Below are 17,820 nucleotides of genomic sequence, written 5' to 3'. Positions count from 1 at the left end.
AGTTCTTCGGACAGAAAGCGCAACGCCGCTTCCTGGCGACGCCAGCTCCAGAGCGGATACACCAGCAGGCATCCAAACACCGCTGCCGCAGGCGCGAACCACAGATGCATGCTGCCCACCAGCATGACGCTGCCGCCAATCAATGCGGCCACCAGCAGCGCCACGGCGATCAAGGCGTCGCGCGGCGTCAGCATCCACGCCGCCAGCGCGGCCAGCAGCACCGGCAGCAGCGTGGCAAACCAGCCTGCCAGTTCGGGAACGCGCACGATGCCGGTGCCATCGCGCAGCGCCTGCAGGACATTGGCGATCAGTTCCATGCCGCTCATGCCGCGTCCGTTGCGCGACACCGGCGTGGCCAGCACATCGCCCAGCCCAGTGGCCATCACGCCGACGATCACGTACTTGTCGCGGAAGTACCCTGGGCCGAGCTGGCCGGACAGCACGTCGATCACCGATACGCGCGCGAATGTGCCCGGCGGCCCGGCATAAGGAATGCGCAGGCGGTCTTCGCCGACCCAGCCGGTGCTATCGGTGCGGCGAGCGGTTTCGTGGCGGAACGATTGCGGCGACGGCGGCGACGCCTGGCCGAAGGCGGCCATCGCCGCCGCGAAGTGCCAGACCGGCGGCGCATCGCCATCGCTTTCGCGCAGGAACACCGAGCGCGCGGCGCCATCGGCATCGAGGATCATGTTGATATGACCGACCTAGGCGGGCAGCCTGGCAAGCGGCCCGCGCATCATGAGGCCGGTGGGGCCGGCTTCGGCCACCACCGGCAGGATCACGTTGCGCGCGCGGGCCAATGCCTGCGCCAATTCCACGTCGTCGGCAGGGTAGCGGATATCGGGCTCGGACAGGATCACGTCCATGCCGATCACGCGCGGCTTGTCCGGCGCGATGTGGTCGACCAGCGACGCCAGCACCGAGCGCCGCCACGGCCAGCGACCCAGCGCGCCAATACTCGCGTCGTCCACGGTCACCAGCACGATATCGTCGCGCGCCGGATGCGGCTGGCTGGCGATGGCGAAATCGAGCACGGCCAGGTCGGCGCGCGCAAACCAGTCGAAGCGCGCCACCGCGGCCGTGATGGCAATCACGGCGACAAGCAGCAGCGCCCACTCGACGCGTGTGCGCCGATGAAAGAACGCGGCGGCGCTTCTACCGCGCGTCCGTCTCGATGCCATGGCCTGCCGTTCCCATCGTCACCACACCGCCCCGTGCGTCGCGCAGCACGGCCGGCAGACCTACCTGCTGAGGCGCGCCGAAAGCGGCCGCCGGCGGCATCTGCGCGTCGATGGCGCGCGCGACGCGAATGAAGTACGTGCCCGCCGCCGGGCGCGGCATCGAAATCTCGTTTTGCGTGGCGCGCACGGTCACCACATCGTCCTGGAACGCCGCATCGCGGCTCATTTGCACGACGTAGCCCGATGGCGCGGCGGCTTCGGCCGGCCAGCGCACGCGCAAGGCGTCGCCGTCATCGCTGGCGGCCGGCAGCGGCGCGGCCGGCATCACGGTCAGCGGCGAGGCGTCGCCCCAGGGGCCGGGCTCGCCACGCGCGTCGATCGACCGCAGGCGCCACCACCATCGACCCTCGGCAAGCGCGCGATGCGCCTCGACGCCCGCTTCGCGCACCACGGTCGATTGCCGCGTAAAGCCCGGATCCGCCGAAACGGCCAGTTCATAGCCCTCCGCCTGTGACACGGCGGCCCAGCGGAACATCGCATCGGGACCATAGGCGACCGCGTCCGGCTGCGGCGCGAGCGAGAACGGCGCCGGTGGATTGCGCTTGACCGCGATCGGCAGCACCGCCGCATGTCCGGTCAGGCGATCGGCGGCCAGCGCATTGACCGCCACGAACAGGCGGCCGTCCGACAGATCGTCGATCACGGCCTCGGGCGCCGCGACTTCGGCGGTCCAGATCCATTCGGTCAGCGTCGCGTCGCGCGCCACGCCCACGCGATAACCGGCCGCCCCGTCGACCGCGTGCCACTGAACGGTCAGGCTGCGCGTCATGACCGGATCGGGCGCCGCTGTCACGACCGGCGCCGGCAGCAGCGGCACCGGCTGGCTGAGGCGCCCGCCGGCCGACACGCCGACGCCGAACCCCGCGCCGACCGACGCCTCGCCCGATCGCGCGCCCATATCGACGCGGCCTTCGATCACTTCGCTGCGCGTTCCGACGGAATCGACCGCCACGCGATAGCGGGTACCGCGCACCCCGGTCACCAGTAGCGGCGTGCGGATCTCGTAACGGCCCACGCCCTTGCCATTGGGCGCGACGCGTGACTCCGCCGCGCCGCGCTCCACACCGATCACCGTGTCGGTCAGGCCGCTGCGTGCGAAGGTCCGCAGGCGCCGCACCTCGATGCGGGTGCCGCCGGGCAGCGCGACGCGCGTTCCGTCGGGCAACTCCAGCGTGGCGGAGCCGTCCGGGCCGGTTTGGATCTGTGCGGTTTCGCGCAGCGCATCGCCCGTGCGCAACGGCTTGCCATCTGCCGACACCTGGCCGCGCACGAATACCGCGCGCGCGGTGGCGGCCACCACCGGAATGCGTGACAGGGGCATGCGGATGCGGCTGCCCGGCTTCAGGCGGTACGGATCGGCGACGGCATTGCGCGCCTGCAACAGGCGCCAGTCGTTCGGGCTCGTCATATAGCGCGCCGCCAGTCCGATCAGCGTGTCGCCGGCTTCCACCTCGTAGATGAAATCGCTGCCCTGCGTGCCGGCTGGTGCCGCCATGGCACCGGCCGGCAACATCACTCCAGCCACTGCGCCGCACAGCACAGGGCGGATCCGCGCTTGCCGCCTACGCATCGGCGATTGTCGCGGCTTCGAAGCGGTAGCCGTGCGAATACACCGACGTCAGGCGCACCCCATTTTCGGGACGCAATGTCAGCTTGATTCGCAGCCGCGAGATATGGGTGTCCAGCGTGCGCGAGCCGGCCTCCATGGCGCGCCCCCAGACCGCCTGTTCGATCACGTCGCGCGACATCAGCCGGCCGATATTGCGGAACAGGAACAGCGCCAGATCGAATTCGCGCGGCGACAGATCGGCAATCTGGCCCTGCACGGCGATACAGCGCCGACGCGCGTCCACCACGTAGTCGCCCTGGCGGATCAGGTCATCGTCATGCACGGTATCGGGATAGGCGCGACGCAGCAGCGCGCGCACACGCGCCACGAATTCCGCCGCCCGCAGCGGCTTGGCCAGGTAATCGTCGGCGCCCACGGTCAGGCCCGCGACGATATCGGCCTCGTCGACGCGACTGGTCAAAAACAGAATGGGCGGCAAGCGCCCGGAGTGCTGGCGAACCCAGCTTACGAGTTCATAGCCGCTTACATCCGGCAGTTGCCAGTCCATCAGAATCAGGTCGAACGCCTGATCGCGCAACGCGCGCAGGAAGGCGGATCCGGTGGCAAAGCTGGCACACGTGAATCCGGCCTCTTCGAGTAACTGGCGAATCTGCTCGGCCTGGGCGGCATCGTCCTCCACTGAGGCAATTCTCATCTACTTCCCTCTGATGACTTCGGCCTGTGTCCGGCACGGCGGCGCCATGTTACCGAAACGGGCCATGACACGTCGAGGCTACATTAGAGGGGTTAGCGGCTCTCGGGTGTTGCGGCCATGCCGATTGGCCGAAATATTGTTGCGGGCGTAGCGGATTCGTGTCGCGCACAGCACATCCCCACCGATGCGGATCGGAGCCGGCAGCGCGGTGTCCGGTGCTGCCCCGCACGCGCGAAATCGCCGCCGTCGTCTAGAGAATTTTCATGCGCGACGACGACTTGTCGGCGGCTGCGTCGAAGCGCGTCGAGGTGGTCCTGCGGGCATCGCCTGCAAGGAAAATCGATCTTCAGGTTTCCGAGCCGGGCGCCATGGCAATTTCCGCCGCATGCGTCATCGCAACGCAACGAGAAAATCGACGAGCGCGGACACTATGCGCCAGCGTGGTCGTGCGGCACCGTAACATTTTCAATTCCGACGCAAGCCCACCGATGCGCCCAACAAAAAAGGAGCCGAAGCTCCTTTTCTGGGCAAATGCGGACGCACCGCTTACTGCAGCATATAAGTTTCGTATTCAAGTCGATCAAGTTTGCGATCGAGCAAATACAGCGCAAGTGCCACCACGATGAGCAGCGATACCGCAAAGCCGTAGCCGTACCATGCCGGCCCCAGCGACAGCGTCAGGCGCGTCAGCGCGAAGTTGAGCACGACAAAGGTGCCGGTCAGCATCAGCACCTCGCGGCGACGATCGAGATAGAAATAAATATTGAGCACGCCCAGCAGCACCACCTGCAGGCTGGCGCCGATCACATCCACATAGAGCAGCGGCAGGTACAGCTCAGAAATGCCAAGCAGCCGCAGCAGCCAGCCGCCGATCACGAACAGCAGCAGCGACGCGATGGCCTGCACCTTGACGATCTCGTACAAGCCCAGGCGAATGGTCTGCACCATCGTATTGCGCATGTCTTCGATGTGTTCGAGCGAACTGCCGCCGCGCACCGCGTTGTAGAACGCGTCGTAGTACTCGACGAAATCGGTCTCGATCCGCACCAGGAACACCGCCATGCCCGGGATGATCGCCAGATAGGCCAGGAATACCGGGATGTCGTAAATGATGGACGCATTGAGCGGGCCGATCACAGGCTGGCCCGTGGACGGCGCGTACCAGAACATGAACTTGTCCAGCCAGATGCCAAGGTTGTAGAACAGGCCGATCGCCACCAGGCTTGGATAGGCGTAACGCTTCTGGAACACTTCGAACGACATGAAGCGCTGGCTTGTGTAATTGCGATAGATCAACGTGATCATGCCCACCAGCAGGCACAACTGCCCGACCACGAAGCCGCCCAGCAGCCCTTCCAGCCCGCGCGAGCGCAGCGCCAGCGCCGCCAGCACCGTGATCGTGTAGCCGACGAAGAACGTCCACACGATGGCCTTGTATTGCTTCATGCCGGACAGGAAAATCGCCGCGATCCAGATATTGCTCATGATCACGAAGCCCGCGATCATCAGCAGCCGATACAGCACGGACTGGTCCGGAAAAGCCCAGAACGCACAAGCCAGTCCAATTGCGCCTGCCAGCGCGGTGCTCAGCAGCGCCACCGCGTGGTAGTTGGACAGCACCAGGTCGGCGCGACGCTCGAACAGGCGGTCCGACGTGAAGCGCGTAAACGACAATTGCATCGGCCCGGTCAATATCAAGCTGCACGCGATCAGGTAAGTCACCGACACCTGGAACTGCGTGATCAGGATGCCGGGCACCACCCAGCCAATCGACAGCAGGCCGATCAGCAGGATGCCGAGGATCGACAGGATCCACGGCCCCGAGCTGATCACGCCGGCATAGGCGTAGGCGCTCAGCATGCCGGACAGGCTGTCGCGGCGCAGCATCTTGCGAAGTTCGAATCCGATACCGGCCATCTCAGCGTCCTCCCCCGTGCACCGGGCACCTGGCTGGGCTGGCGCCCCGCTCGCGGCGCGCGTTATCCGGCATCTCCATCAATTCGGTGTAGAGCTCGCGATAGCTGCCGACCATCTGCTCCTGCGTGTAGTAGCGCTCCACGCGCGCAATGCCGGCCGCCTGCGCGGCGCGCCAGCGCTCCGGATGCTGCAGCAGCCCGAGCGCGGCCCCCGCCAGCGCGGCCGGATCGGCGATACGCACCACGTCGCCCGCGGCGCCCAGCGCAGCGTCGTCGCCGGGCAGGCCGAACACCAGTTCGCTGCACGACCCCACGTCGGTGGTCACGCAGGGCACGCCGGCGGCGAAGCCTTCCAGCACCACCAGCGGCAGCGCTTCGGAAATCGAACTCAGCACGAGCACGCCAACCTTGGGCAGCAGTTCGTCGATCTTCTGGAAACCGAGGAATTTCACCTTGTCCGCCAGCCCGAGGCTTTGCGCCAGGCTGCGGCATTCGCGCGCATATTCCGCATCCTCGTCCTCGGGACCGGCGATCCAGCCTTCGGCATCGGGATATTCGCGCACCACGGTCAGCATCGCGCGGATGAACGTCTTGATGTCCTTGATGGGCACCACACGGCCGATCAGGCACAGCACTGGCGGCACGCCCGGCGCGCGCTTTTCGCGCAGCGCGGACAGGCGCGGCAGGTTGATGCCGTTGGGGATATTACGCGTGCGCTCGGCCGGCGCGCCGTCCAGCACCTGGCGGCGTCGGTTGCCCTCGTACAGCGCTGTGATCTCGTCGCCAGCCTCGTAGCAGACCCGGCCAAGCGTTTCAAAGAAGCGCACCCAGAGTTCGCGGAAATAGCTGATCTGGGAAATATCGCGCTCGAAGATGTTCCGGTTGTCGCGGATCCACTGGCTCTGGAACAGGTCGATCTTGCGTTCCTTGGTGTAGATGCCGTGCTCGGACACCAGCAGCGGACGCCCGTTGCGATGCCGCAGCATCGCGCCCAGAAACCCCGCGTAGCCCGTGGAAACGGTGTGGTAGACCTTGGCCGGGATCAGGCCGTCCGCGATGCGCACCAGTTGCCAGAGCGGCTTGTGCATGATGCGGATGGTCCAGAAATAATCGGTGAAGGACGGGTCCGTGCAGAACTTGCGGTACTGGTCGGTGATGGTGTCCCACGCACGCTTGCTGTAGAGGAACGCGTCCTCGGCCAGCGCCCCGCCCTCGCGCAGCGCGGGCATCAGTTCGCGGATCAGCTCGCCGGCCTCGGCTTCCTTGCCCGGCTCGCGCAGCAGTTCATGCAGCGCGTCGGTCTTTTCGAACGCGCGCGCATCGCCGGCGGTGCCATGCACCATCGGCGGCGGCGGAAAGTCGTACAGGAAATGGGTTTCCAGATGCACCACGTTGTCCGGCAGCGCATAGACCATCTCGCCGTAGTCCTGCCTGCGGCTGCCGATGAAGACGATGCCGAAGCGGATCTCCGGAAACGCCCGGATCATCTGATTGACCCAGCTCGACACGCCTCCGCTCACATACGGGAACGTGCCTTCGAGCAGCAACATGACGTCGGCGGACGTCCCCTTGACCAGAATTTCGCTCATGATTGCCAGTACCGCAGCAGAGGCCGCACCAGCGGGAGCGGCGACGGGCTGTCGAAAGCCGCCATCAGCTTGCGCACGGCGGCATAGTCACGTTCCAGGTAGGCGGCTTCCGCCAGCAACGGCAGCACGCGTTCCCGGGCAAAGCCCAGTGTTTCGGCACGGGCCAGGAATTGGCGCGCCTCCGCCGGCGCATTGCGCGTCAGCGCCAGGCGCCCGCGCATGTACCACAGCGCGGCATTGCCGTCGTCGATCTCCAGCGCGGCGCTGGCGTAGCGCTCCACCTGGCTGGCGGTGTAGCGGTACACGTCGCCCTGCACCAGGTTCTGGTAGATCAGTTCCCAATAGAGATCGGCCAGACGCTTGTTGATCTCGCCGCGCGCCTGCGGCGAATCGGCTGCCTCGAGGCGCGGCAGTTCGGCCAGGATCTGCTGCGTCAGCTGCTTTTCGGCGCCATCGAGCATGCCGTAGGCCAGCAGGCGGATGTCGTCGGTGCTGTCGGCCAGCAGTTCGCGCAGCACCGGACTGGCCGTGCGGGCCGGCATCGACTGCATCGCCACCAGCGCGGTCATGCGCTCGGGCAGCGGTGCGCGCGTGTTGCCAAGCTGCGCGCGCAGACGCGCCCCGCCGCCGTGCGTCACGCGCTGGATCAGATGCGTGACGAACTGGGGCAGCGCCACCGACGCAATGCCGGCGTCATCGAGCCGCTTCGGGAACAGCTTTGCGAACAGCAGGCTGCCCAGGCACACCAGCACGCCGCCGAACGGCACCAGAAAACAGAAGGCGGCCAGGTAGGTGTAAGTCCAGCCGAATGGCGTGCGAAAGCGCCGCGGCAACATGCGCCACAGCGCCAGTCCCAGCAGCCCGGCAGCCAGCGCCTGCAATGCCAGGAACGACAGCAGCAGCGGCAGCCCCGTGCCGCCGCGGAACAGCAGCGCCAGTGCGGCGATCTGGACGGCAATGCCGCCGATGGTCAGCTTGCCCATGCGTCAGCCTGTCCGTGTCTGGCCCGCGGCCAGTGCTGCGCCAGCGTTCGATCCGGCATCCGCCGCGGCGGGGGTCGCGTTGCCGCCGTCCAGATGCAGCCGATGCAACAGGCGCACGAGCGCTTCCTCGGCGCCTGCGGCAGGCACCGCCAGCGAATAGACGCCGATGTGCGCGCTGGCGAAATCGGTGCCGAACTGCGCGCGCAGCATATCCTCGATGCGCACCAGATAGGCCGATACCGCCTGGCTGTCCGACAACGGCATCAGCGTCAGCATGGCGCGCTGGTGTGTGCCGCGCGCGGGCCATGCCACGTCGAGCGCCCGGCTGCTGCGCACCACCTGTTCGAACAGCGCGTCGCGCGCCTCGTCCAGATCGAACACCAGCGCCACCACCGAACTCTCGATGCCGGTTTCGCGACGCAGGCGCGACAGACGCGAATAATCGAGCGCAAAGGCGTACGGAATTGCCGGCGCCAGTTCCTGGATGCCGTGCGTGGCGTGCGCGTGGTCCACGCCATCGGCGTAGTAGCCCATCAGCACCATCAGCAACTGCAGGTTCTCGTAGGTCAGCGACAGGAACGGCATGCGCTCCACCACCAGCACGCCGATCAGGCGGTCCGATCCTGCCAGCACCGGAGCCACGGCCACGTAGCGCGTCTGCGCGTCCTGCTGCAGACCGGTCGAGCGCAGATGCGCCAGCTCGCGCGTGTCCAGGCAATGGCGCACCAGCGGATCGTCGATATCGAGCCCGATGGACGGGCCGATCGACGCCACCGCCTCGGGCAGGATCTCGTCGCCGCGGCACGCGAACAATGCCGCGCCTTCGAGCTGGCACGCCTGCGCCACCACCTGCAGCATCGGCTGCGCGCCGGCCAGCGCTTGCGCGTGGTTACCACGCGCGGTGTCCTGCAAGGCCACGGCGCGCAGTTGCGACAGCGTATCGCGCAGCGTGGTCGGACGCGCCAGCAGATCGTTTTCAAGCCGGGCGTGCGAAATCCGCAGCAGATAGTGGTTCTTGGTCAGCGCCGACAGCCGCTCGTCCAGATAGCGGTTCACGGCGCGGGCGCGCGCCAGGCGCGTGTTCCACACGTCGCCGAACTGTCCGGCCACCAGTACCATCAGCAGGCCGCCCAGGAAGAACATGCGCGGGAACGCTTCGTGCGCGCCGAGGCTGTCGAAGAAGAACCAGCCGCCCAAGAGCATCAGCGTCGCGCCGACACCGACCAGCGTGCCATAGCGCAGCGCAAGAATCATCGGCAGCAGCCACGCCCACGGGAATCCCATGCCCAGCAGCAGAGGATTCTGCGGCAATGCCAGCCACGCGGCGGCCATCACCACCGCCATCACGACGATCATCTCCAGCACGGCTGCGGCCCCGCCTCCCGCGGGCGCCAGCCAGCGCGCATAGCGCCCGCCAAGGCCGATGCCCTGCCCCTGGCGCGTTCTTTCCGCGGTTTTAGCCACGCTTGTCACCCGTCCTTTTTCGACTCAATCTCAACCTTGCATCAGCGGCGACAGCAGGCGGCGCAGCAGCTTCTGCGCCACGCCCGACAGCGATTCGCGGCTCCAGCCGGCGTTGCTGCCGGTGGCAGACCACACCACCTGGCCGGTCGCCACGTCGATCAGTTGCAGCGAAATGCCCACCGCCGGTTCGCCGTCGACGCCCACCTTGTAGCGCCATTCCTGCACCGCGCCGGTCAGCGCGTAGCGGGCGCGCTCGCTGCGCGCCCATTCCAGCGCCTTGCCCACCGCTTCACGCTCGGCGGGCTCGAACAGCGTTTCCGGATTCAGCGCCGCGGGATAGCGCTTCAGGTTGGCCACGCCGCCCGTCTTCAGCAGCGATTCGGCGATGGCCTCGGCGCGCAGGCCGGCCTGCGGCGTCTCGGTGTAGTTCACGATCGGCAGCACGGCGACGGTGTCGCCGGGCGCCATCTGCGGTGCGCGGCCCACGTCCGTCACGGCGCAGCCGGCCAGCCAAAGGGCTGCACCGAGCGCGCCACACCATGCCACCAGCCGGCCCATGCGGGTATTGGTCCTGTTCATCTTCGATCCCCCTCGTTACCTTGAAAACTTGATCATCAATAGAGCCAGCGATAGCGCAGGCCGACTTCGGTCAATGGCGTACCGCCGGTGCGGGACGCGGTTTCGTGCAGCACATACAGCGACAAATGGTCGTTGCCGAACACCGATCCGGCCACGCCCAACTGGCCGCGGAAGTTGTGGCCCGCGCGCGAGTCGTACAGCGCGCCGGCTTCCATGAACGGCCGCCACTTGCGCGTGTAGTCGTCGATCAGGTCGGTGCCGAAGCCAAACAGCACACCGGCCTGCGTAAAGCTCTGCGGCATGTAGAACGCCGGCGTCGCCTCGTCATCACCGGCCGGCAGCAGCCGCTGCATGGTCGGCGACAGCGTGCCGCCGTTGGCGCTGTAGATCGCACGCGTGCCCACCACACGCACCGTGTAGTCGGGATACTGCGTGCGGATGCGATAGCCGGCTTCCACGTCGTAGACCATGCCGTGGCCCAGCGCGGTGCGGTCCTGCCCGTAGAACTTGCTGTACTGCACGCGGCCGCTGACGAATTCGCGCAGCCCCAGCCGCCACGTCGCGCCCAGTTCGGCCACGTCCTTCATGCCGCCCACGCGCAGTTGCGACGATTCGTCGGCCTGCTGGTTGTAGCCGATCGTGCCCGTGTACGACACGCGGCCTTCCTGGTTCCAGTTGCCGGTCAGGCGCGCCGTGGTGACGCTTTGCAGCCCGTCACGGCGGCCCACGCCCAGCAGCCAGCGCTTTTGCGTGTCGCGATAACCGAGCGCAAGCTCGGCGCGGCGGTCGGTGCCCGGCACGTTATCCAGCGTCGTGCGGTCCGTGCTGCGCTGGTCGCGGAACACGCCGCGCAGATTGACCGAGTAGCCGGCCACAGACGTGCGCCGCCCGCCAGGCTGTACTCGTAGTATTCGAGCGGCTTCTGGTGCTGGAACGTGACGCGCGGCTCGATGGCCTGCGCATTGAACAGCAGCGCATCTTCAAGCGTTTCCTGCAACGTGTCGTCGCTGCGCGCCACATCCTGCGTTTCGAACGCTTGCGTCTGCGCGGCGGACAGCCGGTCGAGCTGAAGATTGGCCTCGATCTGGTTGGCCACCGGCACGCGGCCCGCCTGGCGTTCCATGATGCGGTCGAGCCGGTTCATGTCGTTCTGGTCCAGCGCGATCGCGACCTCGGCGTAGGCCGGGCGCTCCAGCGTGCGCACGTACTGGCGCGCCAGCCATGCCCGCGCCAGTTCGTTCGACTCCGACGACATGGCCCACGCCAGCGCCACTTCGCGGCTGGCCGCGGCGTACTGCTGCTGGCGGCGGCCTTCGCGTTCGGCCAGCGCGGCGGGCGGCGCCGCTTCGAGCGGCGGCAGGCCCGGCACGTTGCCCAGTTGCGAAGGCGATTTCGGATCACCGGGCGCAGCGCGGCGCGCGGCCGTTTCAGCGCGGTCGCGGCGCAGCATCTCGATCACCAGGGTGCGCGACACATCGCCAGATGCAAAGATCTGTCCCAGCGCCACTTGCTGGCGGCGCAGATCGACGCGCGCCGGGCCACCCTGGTTGTCCTCTTCCTCGCCGTCGGCAGCCTGGTCGTCCTCGTCGGGGTCGACCGCGCGGACCTCGGCGCCCTTCAGGCCCGACGCCGCCCACTGGCCATGGAGATCGACCCACGCCTGCTTGCGGATGCGCCAGGCCGTGGAAGTCTGGCCAATTGCCTCGTATGCGTCGGCGCTCAAGCCGAGCCAGAGCGGATCGGCGCTCTTGCCCTGCTGCATCTTGCGCAGGTAATGCAGCGCAGTGCGGCCGTCCTGGAAGCGCATCGCACCGGCGGCATAGGCGCCCCACAGGCCCGGGTCATCCTCGGCATCGGGCTTGAGACGCTGCATGACCGCCCGGACCTCGCTGTCGGTGCCCATGTCGACCAACGCCCACAGCAGCGCGGCGTAGGTTTCGCTGTCGGCATCGCGCTGGCCCACGGCGTGGCGCAAATCCGCCAGCGAACGATCGCGTTCGCCGGTCAGGCGCCAGTATTCGGCGCGACGAGCGAGGAACGCGGCCGACGCTTCGGCCTCGCGCAGCTGCGCGGGCGTGAGCGTCGCCAGCAGCCGTTCGATGCGGATATAGGCGTGAGCGCGCGTGTAGTAGTAGACCGCTAGCTGCAACGAATCGAGCTTGCCGTTCTTGCGCCAGCCGGCTTCGGCGATGCGCCCGGCGTCGATCGGCGAACGATCGTAGTACTGGATCAGGTTCGAGAAATCGGCTTCCTCGGTATCGCGCACCTCGTCCAGGCAGTCATTGCGCGCCGGCCCTTCGGGCAGCTTCAGGCAGTGATCGTCGTGCGTCTGCGCCATAGCGATCATCATCTGCCGATAGCCATCCTTGAGCAGATCGTCGCGTTGCGTGAGGCGCGCCAGTTCGGTGTAGGTGCGCCAATACAGCAGGTCCTGCGGGCCGGCATTGCGGCGCGCGGGCAGCATCGCATCCATGGCCGGCTGCAGCCTGCCCTTCACATAGAGCAGGTTGGCGCGCTTAAGCGCATACAGCGGCCGCGCGCCATAGCGCTTTTCGAGCTGGCCATAGAGTTCGAATGCGCGGTCGTCGCGCCCGGCGCGCTCGGCCAGTTCGGCATTGCGCTCCATGATCTGGCGGCCGTTGGCGCCGCCGGCGAGCGTATCGAGAAACGCCATGGCCGCGACCGGCTCGCCCAGCCGCTCGTAGGCCGCCACGACCTCGTCGACCACTTTCAGATTGCCGCCGGAAGCACGATGACGCAGCGCGGCCAGATAGGCGCGATCGTCGTTGAGGCCCGGCGCCAGACGCATGACATTGTTCCATGCGCGTTCGTCGCCCGTGGCCTGCGCGTATTCGAGCCAGCTTTGCAGCGCCACCGTGGGCTGCCGGTTCCATTCGGCAACCTGCGCCAGACGCTCGCGCCAGACCGGTTCGCCGGGCAGCTTGCGCACGGCCGTTTGCGCCACGTTCTGCGCCTGATCGAGCTTGCCGGCGGCCAGGAACACGCGATAGGCGAGATCGTAGTCGTCGGCGTTGAACGGTTTGCCTGCCGCGACGGCGGCTGCCACTTCGGCCTTGGCGGCTTCCTGCGCCTGGGCCTGCGTCGGGTTGCCGACGACGGGCGGCGCCGATGCCGATGCCGGCGCGGCCTCGGCTGCCACGCGGCGCATGCCGAAGGCGTCCATCCGTTCGCGCCGCGCCACGCCGCGCGGACCATCGAGATACACGTAGTCGCGTGCGGCCCAGGGCTCGGTGTCCGATACGCGGCGCACTCCGGCGCGCGCGGCCTGTTGCGCCTGATCGCGGCGCAATTCCGCCAGCGCCAACTGTGCCGCGCCGGACGGCCTGGCGGCCGACAGCCTGAGCAGGCGCTCGACATATTTGGCAGCGATATCGGGCTTGTTGGCGGCCAGCGCGAGACGAGTCAGATAGCGCAACACGTCCGGGTCATCGAGCAGCTTGCCGCCGCGACGCTCCGCTTCGGTGAGCGCTTCGTCAAGCAGATTGCCCGACTGCAGCGTCTGCAGCGCCTGCAGGAACAGCGTGCGCTGCTCGTACAGGTTTTTCGAACGCGCCTGCGCGTCGAACAGCGCCTGCGACGCATCGCGATAGTTGCCGCCGGCCAGCGCGATGCTGGCGAGCTGCCGATTGTAGAAATCTGCGTTGGCAGGATCGCGCACGCCCAGCGCCCGGAAAAACACGTTGGCCGCTTCGGCGTCGCCAATCTGGCGCGATTGCGTGCCCAGCGTCTGCAAGTCGGCCAGCGTCCAGCGGCGCATCGTTTCCGGCGCGGCGGCCTGCGCGAGCAGTTGTTTCATCTGCGCCAGACGTTCGGTGCGCTCGGGCGATTCCGGCTGCGCCGCGTAAGCGCGCTGCTGCGTGATCTCGATGCGCGTGCGCAGGATATGGCCAGTGAGATCCTGGCCTTGCACGGCCTGCATGCGTGCCAGCATCTTCTCGGCGTCGTCGAGCCGGCCGCTGCGCGCATATTGCTCGGCCAGCACGCTCATGAAACTGGTGTCGTCGGGCGCCACGCGCGACCACGCCTCCAGATAGGCCACGGTCAGGCCATCGACCGCGCGGCCCTGGCCAAGCAGGCGCTCGCGCAGCGTTTCGCGCGGGAACATCAGCGCCAGCCCCACCCCCACCATCGCGGTAAAGGTCAGAACCAGCGCCGGCGGCAACAGCCGCTCGCGCTCAGGCGCCGCAGCGGACTTCGACTTGTTGCTGGACATGGATCGGATCATTGACCGCAGGCGTATCGAAACGCAGCGTATTGTTGTTGTCGCGCACGCCACGGGCCGGCTTGCCATCGATGGTCACGCTGCACTGGCCGGCATTGGCAAGCCGGAAGAACGGCTTGTAGTAGCCGGAAAACTGGAATCGGGTGGTATTGCCGTCGCGCTGCCAGTCGCGCACCAGGCCGTTGGCCTCGGGCAGTTCCGGCACGGCGCGCGTGGCGGCGGAAACGACACGGAAGCGTGCGTTGCCGCCGTCGAGATGCACGTACACGCCACCGCCGGGCGCCGCGGACGACCCGGTCACGCCACGCGCGCTGGCCACGTCGGGCACGCCCGCGCCGGTCCAGCGCAGGTTGCGCAAGTTGCCATCGCCACGCACCAGCCAGGCGCCGCTTGCCGGCGCGCCGGCCGCGCCCTCGCCCAGTTCGCGCGCCACCGCCATGCCCTGCCAGTCCAGCACCTTCAATACATAGTCGGTGGAATGGATCGGCAGCACCGGCTGCTTGAGCGCGTAGTCATACACGGTGCGCAGCGCCTTCAGCGACGCCACCTTGGTGCCCGAATAGCTGTGGTAGTAGATATTCATGGCCTTGAAACGGTATGGCTTGTCGGTCAGCTCCCAGGTTTCCACCAGGCGCTCGAAACCGTAGTACGGGCCATGCCACAGGTTGGTGTAGATGTTCTCGTTCTGGTTGGTGGCGAAGACCTGGAACGTGTCGTCGGCCTTGTTGATGCCCAGCGGCGCGATGGCGGTCCAGGTGGGATTGCTGCGCGTGATCATGGTGTCGCCGCCGTTCATGTTCAGCACGCCGGCCGCATCGGTCAGCTTCAGCGCCTCGGGCGGCGCCTGGCAATCGCCGGGCCACAACAGCATCTTCACGGGCTTGTTGGGCGACAGCACGCGATTGATATAGTCGATCGAGCCGCCGATCTCGCGGTTCAAATCCATCCTGTAGCCGGGAATGCGCAGGTGGTAGTCCTCGTCGCCCTCCACCACCTTGGCGTCGCTCTTGCCCGCCACGGTGCGCTGCCATTCGAACGGATGCGAATACGTGTGGCTGGCCACCTCGACATAGGGCTGCGCGAAGATCTTGCGCGCGATCGGCTCCAGTTCGCCCGACAACTGCGGGTACATGCCAGCCTTGCCGACTTCGCCCTCGATCACCGACATCGTCATCGGCAGGCGGTAACGGTCGAAGATCTCGCGCAACAGCACCTCGCCCGCATAGCCGCCGCCGGGAATCTCGGCCTTCGACGCAAACCCGTCGCCGTCGATATGGATGGTCAGCAGGCGGCGGCCGTTTTCGGTGGTGGTGTCCGGCACCGGCATTTGCGGCAGGCGCAGCGCCTCACGCAGGAATTCCAGCGGCTGCACGACCCAACGGTCCTGATCGTTGGCCGAATTGGTGCGCACCGTGTACGGGGGACTCACGTAGCCGCCCCACGGCATGATGGCGGCGGCGTCGTACGTCAAGGCGCCCGAGCGCAGGCGCAGCAGCGAACGCGTATTGGGCGCGTCCTCCTGCACCTGGATCGGCAGCGCTTCGGTGCGATCGGGCGCCACCGGTTGTTCGAAGCCCATCATCTTGTCCTGCGACACGATTTGCACCGGCCCCGCCACGCGGCCCTTGACCGTCTTCAGGTTCAGCATGCGCGCCATGGCTCCGGCCGGCTGTGCGCCGAAGCCGTTCATGAACGCAACCGGAATGCCCTGGCCGATCCGCTTCTCGATCCATTCCAGGAAACGGCCCGGGTTCTGCGAAAAATTGCCGTTGGCCCACACCACCACGCCGGCGTAGCGATCGGGCGTGATCTCGGGCAGCACGTCGCGCGTCTCGGCAAAATCGACGCGGTAGCCAAGATAGTTCAGCGGCATCGAGACGAAGCGCACCCCGGCACTGTCGTCGATCAGTTCGCCCTCGCGGCGCTCCTGCACCACCAGCACGCGGCGCGGCAGCACTTCGATGCGGCCCACGCCGACGGTCTGCAGTCCGGGATCGGTGACATACGGCGTGATGCCAAGCGCGTCGATGCGGCGTGCGGTATCGCGCTGGCAGACGCGATCCGTCGGCGGGCAGTAGTCGATGGCGATCAGCGGCAGCTTGTATTGGTCGCGAATGACGCGCGCCTGATTCATCAGCCAGTCGCGATCCTGCTGGCTGACTTGCGTATAGGCGCGCTGCGCCTGGTTCCAGCCGCGGAACAACGATTCGAACACCACGCCATACGCTTGCGCATGCACTTGCGGCAGGATTTCGAAGCCGCGGTTGAACAGCAGTTTCGCGTCGGGATAGCGTGCCTTGATGGCCTGGATCACGCGGACCATGCCCGCTTCCTGCCGCGCGCGCTCGGCGTCGGTCTTGGCCACCAGCTGGTACGAATCGAGCGTATCGAGAAAGAAGCCGCGATAGCCACGGTCCCACAGCGGCGCGATCACGCGGTCCACATAGAACGCCGGCCATCCTTCGGCCGCCTGATCGACCACACGCGCATTCCAGGCATCGTTGCTGCCGCTCAGCCAGGCTTGCGGAATGTCCTTGAAGTACGCGCGGCTGGGCAGCACCTCGCCCACGCTGACATAGGCAAACCAGGCGGTGTTGGGCGTCTTGGCCTGGCGCGGGTCGAAGCCGCTGTCCGGTTCGACCACGGCCACGTCGAAGGCCTGCAGCAGATCGACCGGCGGCCGGGCGCCGTAGTGGAACGCCACATTGGGGGCCGCAGAAGCCGCATCGGCAGGCGGCGTCCGCGGAGTCTGGGCGATGGCTTCGGCCGACGGCGTCAGCGATCCCAGCAGCACGCTGCCCAGCGACGCCACCGCGGCCACCGCGGCCACCGCCAGCATCGCGTGGCGGCAGATACGTCCCAGCGAACGCGTGTGAGCGCCCTGGTCAACCTTTTGGAAAAGCCCCCGGATGATTCGCTGCAATCGCTTCACTGGCTGTTGTCCGCTTCGTTGTTGGTGGTCGTGCATGCGGTGGTCTGGCGCGTTGCCAGGTACCCGTCCCGGCAGAATCTGACCCAGCATTATGCCGATTTCGGCATACGGAACTAGCATTTTTACTAGTTTTTCAGACAGGTCGGATGCTAGGCCATTCGGATGGAGGAGATTGTCAAAAATTGTGCCGGTCGCGCCTTGTCACGACGCGGACATGGGCGTGCATTACCCTGCCGGTCCCAGCCGGGACAGCGTTTGACAATCCGTGCGAAATGGCGGCGAAGCGTTGCACGCCAGCTGCGCTGGCCGTCGCCGTGGGCGGGCGTCCGAACATTGCCGGACACCGCCCTTGAACTAAGAATCGACTGACATTGATGTTCCCCGTATCAGGCCATTGGCGCTTTTCGGCGCCCTTGTTGCGACGTGCGCGCGTGACTGCGGCCGCCGCGTTGTGGTTTTGGCGTCATTCTCCGCACATCATCCATTGGTAGCCATAGTCCATATGGAGTAAGCAATACGACGCTGAATCGTGGCAGAGGCCGGTGCCGGAATCCGCGATACCCTGTTGTTTGATACCGGCTTTCGATACTGGGGATATGGAAATGCGCC

8 protein-coding genes and 2 pseudogenes are annotated in these 17,820 nt (G+C 66.9%); all 10 read right to left on the bottom strand.

All coding sequences use genetic code 11. From position 1 onward, the window contains the following. Positions 1–224: 224 nt before the first annotated feature. Positions 225–1,181: pseudogene (locus F7R19_RS30560) on the bottom strand (CHASE2 domain-containing protein); the annotation flags it as partial. Further along, positions 1,156–2,736 (bottom strand): FecR family protein, encoded by a 1,581-nt coding sequence (locus F7R19_RS08630; protein WP_223506070.1) that lies wholly within the window; start codon positions 2,734–2,736, stop codon positions 1,156–1,158. The gene F7R19_RS08630 and the pseudogene F7R19_RS30560, both read right to left, overlap by 26 nt. A 67-nt stretch (positions 2,737–2,803) precedes the next feature. Then, positions 2,804–3,505, bottom strand: a complete 702-nt coding sequence (locus F7R19_RS08625; RefSeq protein WP_150979975.1) for a response regulator transcription factor — start codon at positions 3,503–3,505, stop codon at positions 2,804–2,806. Between the two features lie 546 nt (positions 3,506–4,051). Then, positions 4,052–5,422, bottom strand: coding sequence for an exopolysaccharide Pel transporter PelG (pelG, locus tag F7R19_RS08620; RefSeq protein ID WP_150979974.1), 1,371 nt, complete (start codon positions 5,420–5,422; stop codon positions 4,052–4,054). Between the two features lies 1 nt (position 5,423). Further along, positions 5,424–7,010 (bottom strand): GT4 family glycosyltransferase PelF, encoded by a 1,587-nt coding sequence (gene pelF / locus F7R19_RS08615; protein WP_150979973.1) that lies wholly within the window; start codon positions 7,008–7,010, stop codon positions 5,424–5,426. Next, positions 7,007–7,993, bottom strand: coding sequence for a tetratricopeptide repeat protein (locus F7R19_RS08610; RefSeq protein WP_061957328.1), 987 nt, complete (start codon positions 7,991–7,993; stop codon positions 7,007–7,009). Before F7R19_RS08610 ends, pelF begins: the two co-directional genes overlap by 4 nt. 3 nt (positions 7,994–7,996) lie before the next feature. Further along, positions 7,997–9,466: a PelD GGDEF domain-containing protein gene (locus tag F7R19_RS08605; RefSeq protein ID WP_407648894.1), complete on the bottom strand. Its 1,470-nt coding sequence runs from the start codon at positions 9,464–9,466 to the stop codon at positions 7,997–7,999. 21 nt (positions 9,467–9,487) lie between these two features. Next, positions 9,488–10,036, bottom strand: coding sequence for a hypothetical protein (locus tag F7R19_RS08600; protein WP_061957327.1), 549 nt, complete (start codon positions 10,034–10,036; stop codon positions 9,488–9,490). A gap of 35 nt (positions 10,037–10,071) precedes the next feature. Further along, positions 10,072–14,270 (bottom strand): annotated as a pseudogene (locus F7R19_RS08595) (tetratricopeptide repeat protein). After that, positions 14,233–17,118 (bottom strand): bifunctional glycoside hydrolase 114/ polysaccharide deacetylase family protein, encoded by a 2,886-nt coding sequence (locus tag F7R19_RS08590; protein WP_150980033.1) that lies wholly within the window; start codon positions 17,116–17,118, stop codon positions 14,233–14,235. Before F7R19_RS08590 ends, F7R19_RS08595 begins: the two are co-directional and overlap by 38 nt. Positions 17,119–17,820 lie beyond the last annotated feature (702 nt).

The organism is Cupriavidus pauculus, assembly GCF_008801835.1.
Lineage (GTDB): Bacteria > Pseudomonadota > Gammaproteobacteria > Burkholderiales > Burkholderiaceae > Cupriavidus > Cupriavidus pauculus.
The sequence above is the reverse complement of the archived record's forward strand: the minus strand, read 5'-3'. Positions and strand labels throughout refer to the sequence as shown.

What these genes read in the sequence shown, in the direction of transcription:
- F7R19_RS08630 (WP_223506070.1), bottom strand. Translation starts at nt 2,736, where the DNA reads ATGGCGGCACCAGCCGGCACGCAGGGCAGCGATTTCATCTACGAGGTG.
- F7R19_RS08625 (WP_150979975.1), bottom strand. Translation starts at nt 3,505, where the DNA reads ATGAGAATTGCCTCAGTGGAGGACGATGCCGCCCAGGCCGAGCAGATT.
- pelG (WP_150979974.1), bottom strand. Translation starts at nt 5,422, where the DNA reads ATGGCCGGTATCGGATTCGAACTTCGCAAGATGCTGCGCCGCGACAGC.
- pelF (WP_150979973.1), bottom strand. Translation starts at nt 7,010, where the DNA reads ATGAGCGAAATTCTGGTCAAGGGGACGTCCGCCGACGTCATGTTGCTG.
- F7R19_RS08610 (WP_061957328.1), bottom strand. Translation starts at nt 7,993, where the DNA reads ATGGGCAAGCTGACCATCGGCGGCATTGCCGTCCAGATCGCCGCACTG.
- F7R19_RS08600 (WP_061957327.1), bottom strand. Translation starts at nt 10,036, where the DNA reads ATGAACAGGACCAATACCCGCATGGGCCGGCTGGTGGCATGGTGTGGC.
- F7R19_RS08590 (WP_150980033.1), bottom strand. Translation starts at nt 17,118, where the DNA reads ATGCTGGCGGTGGCCGCGGTGGCCGCGGTGGCGTCGCTGGGCAGCGTG.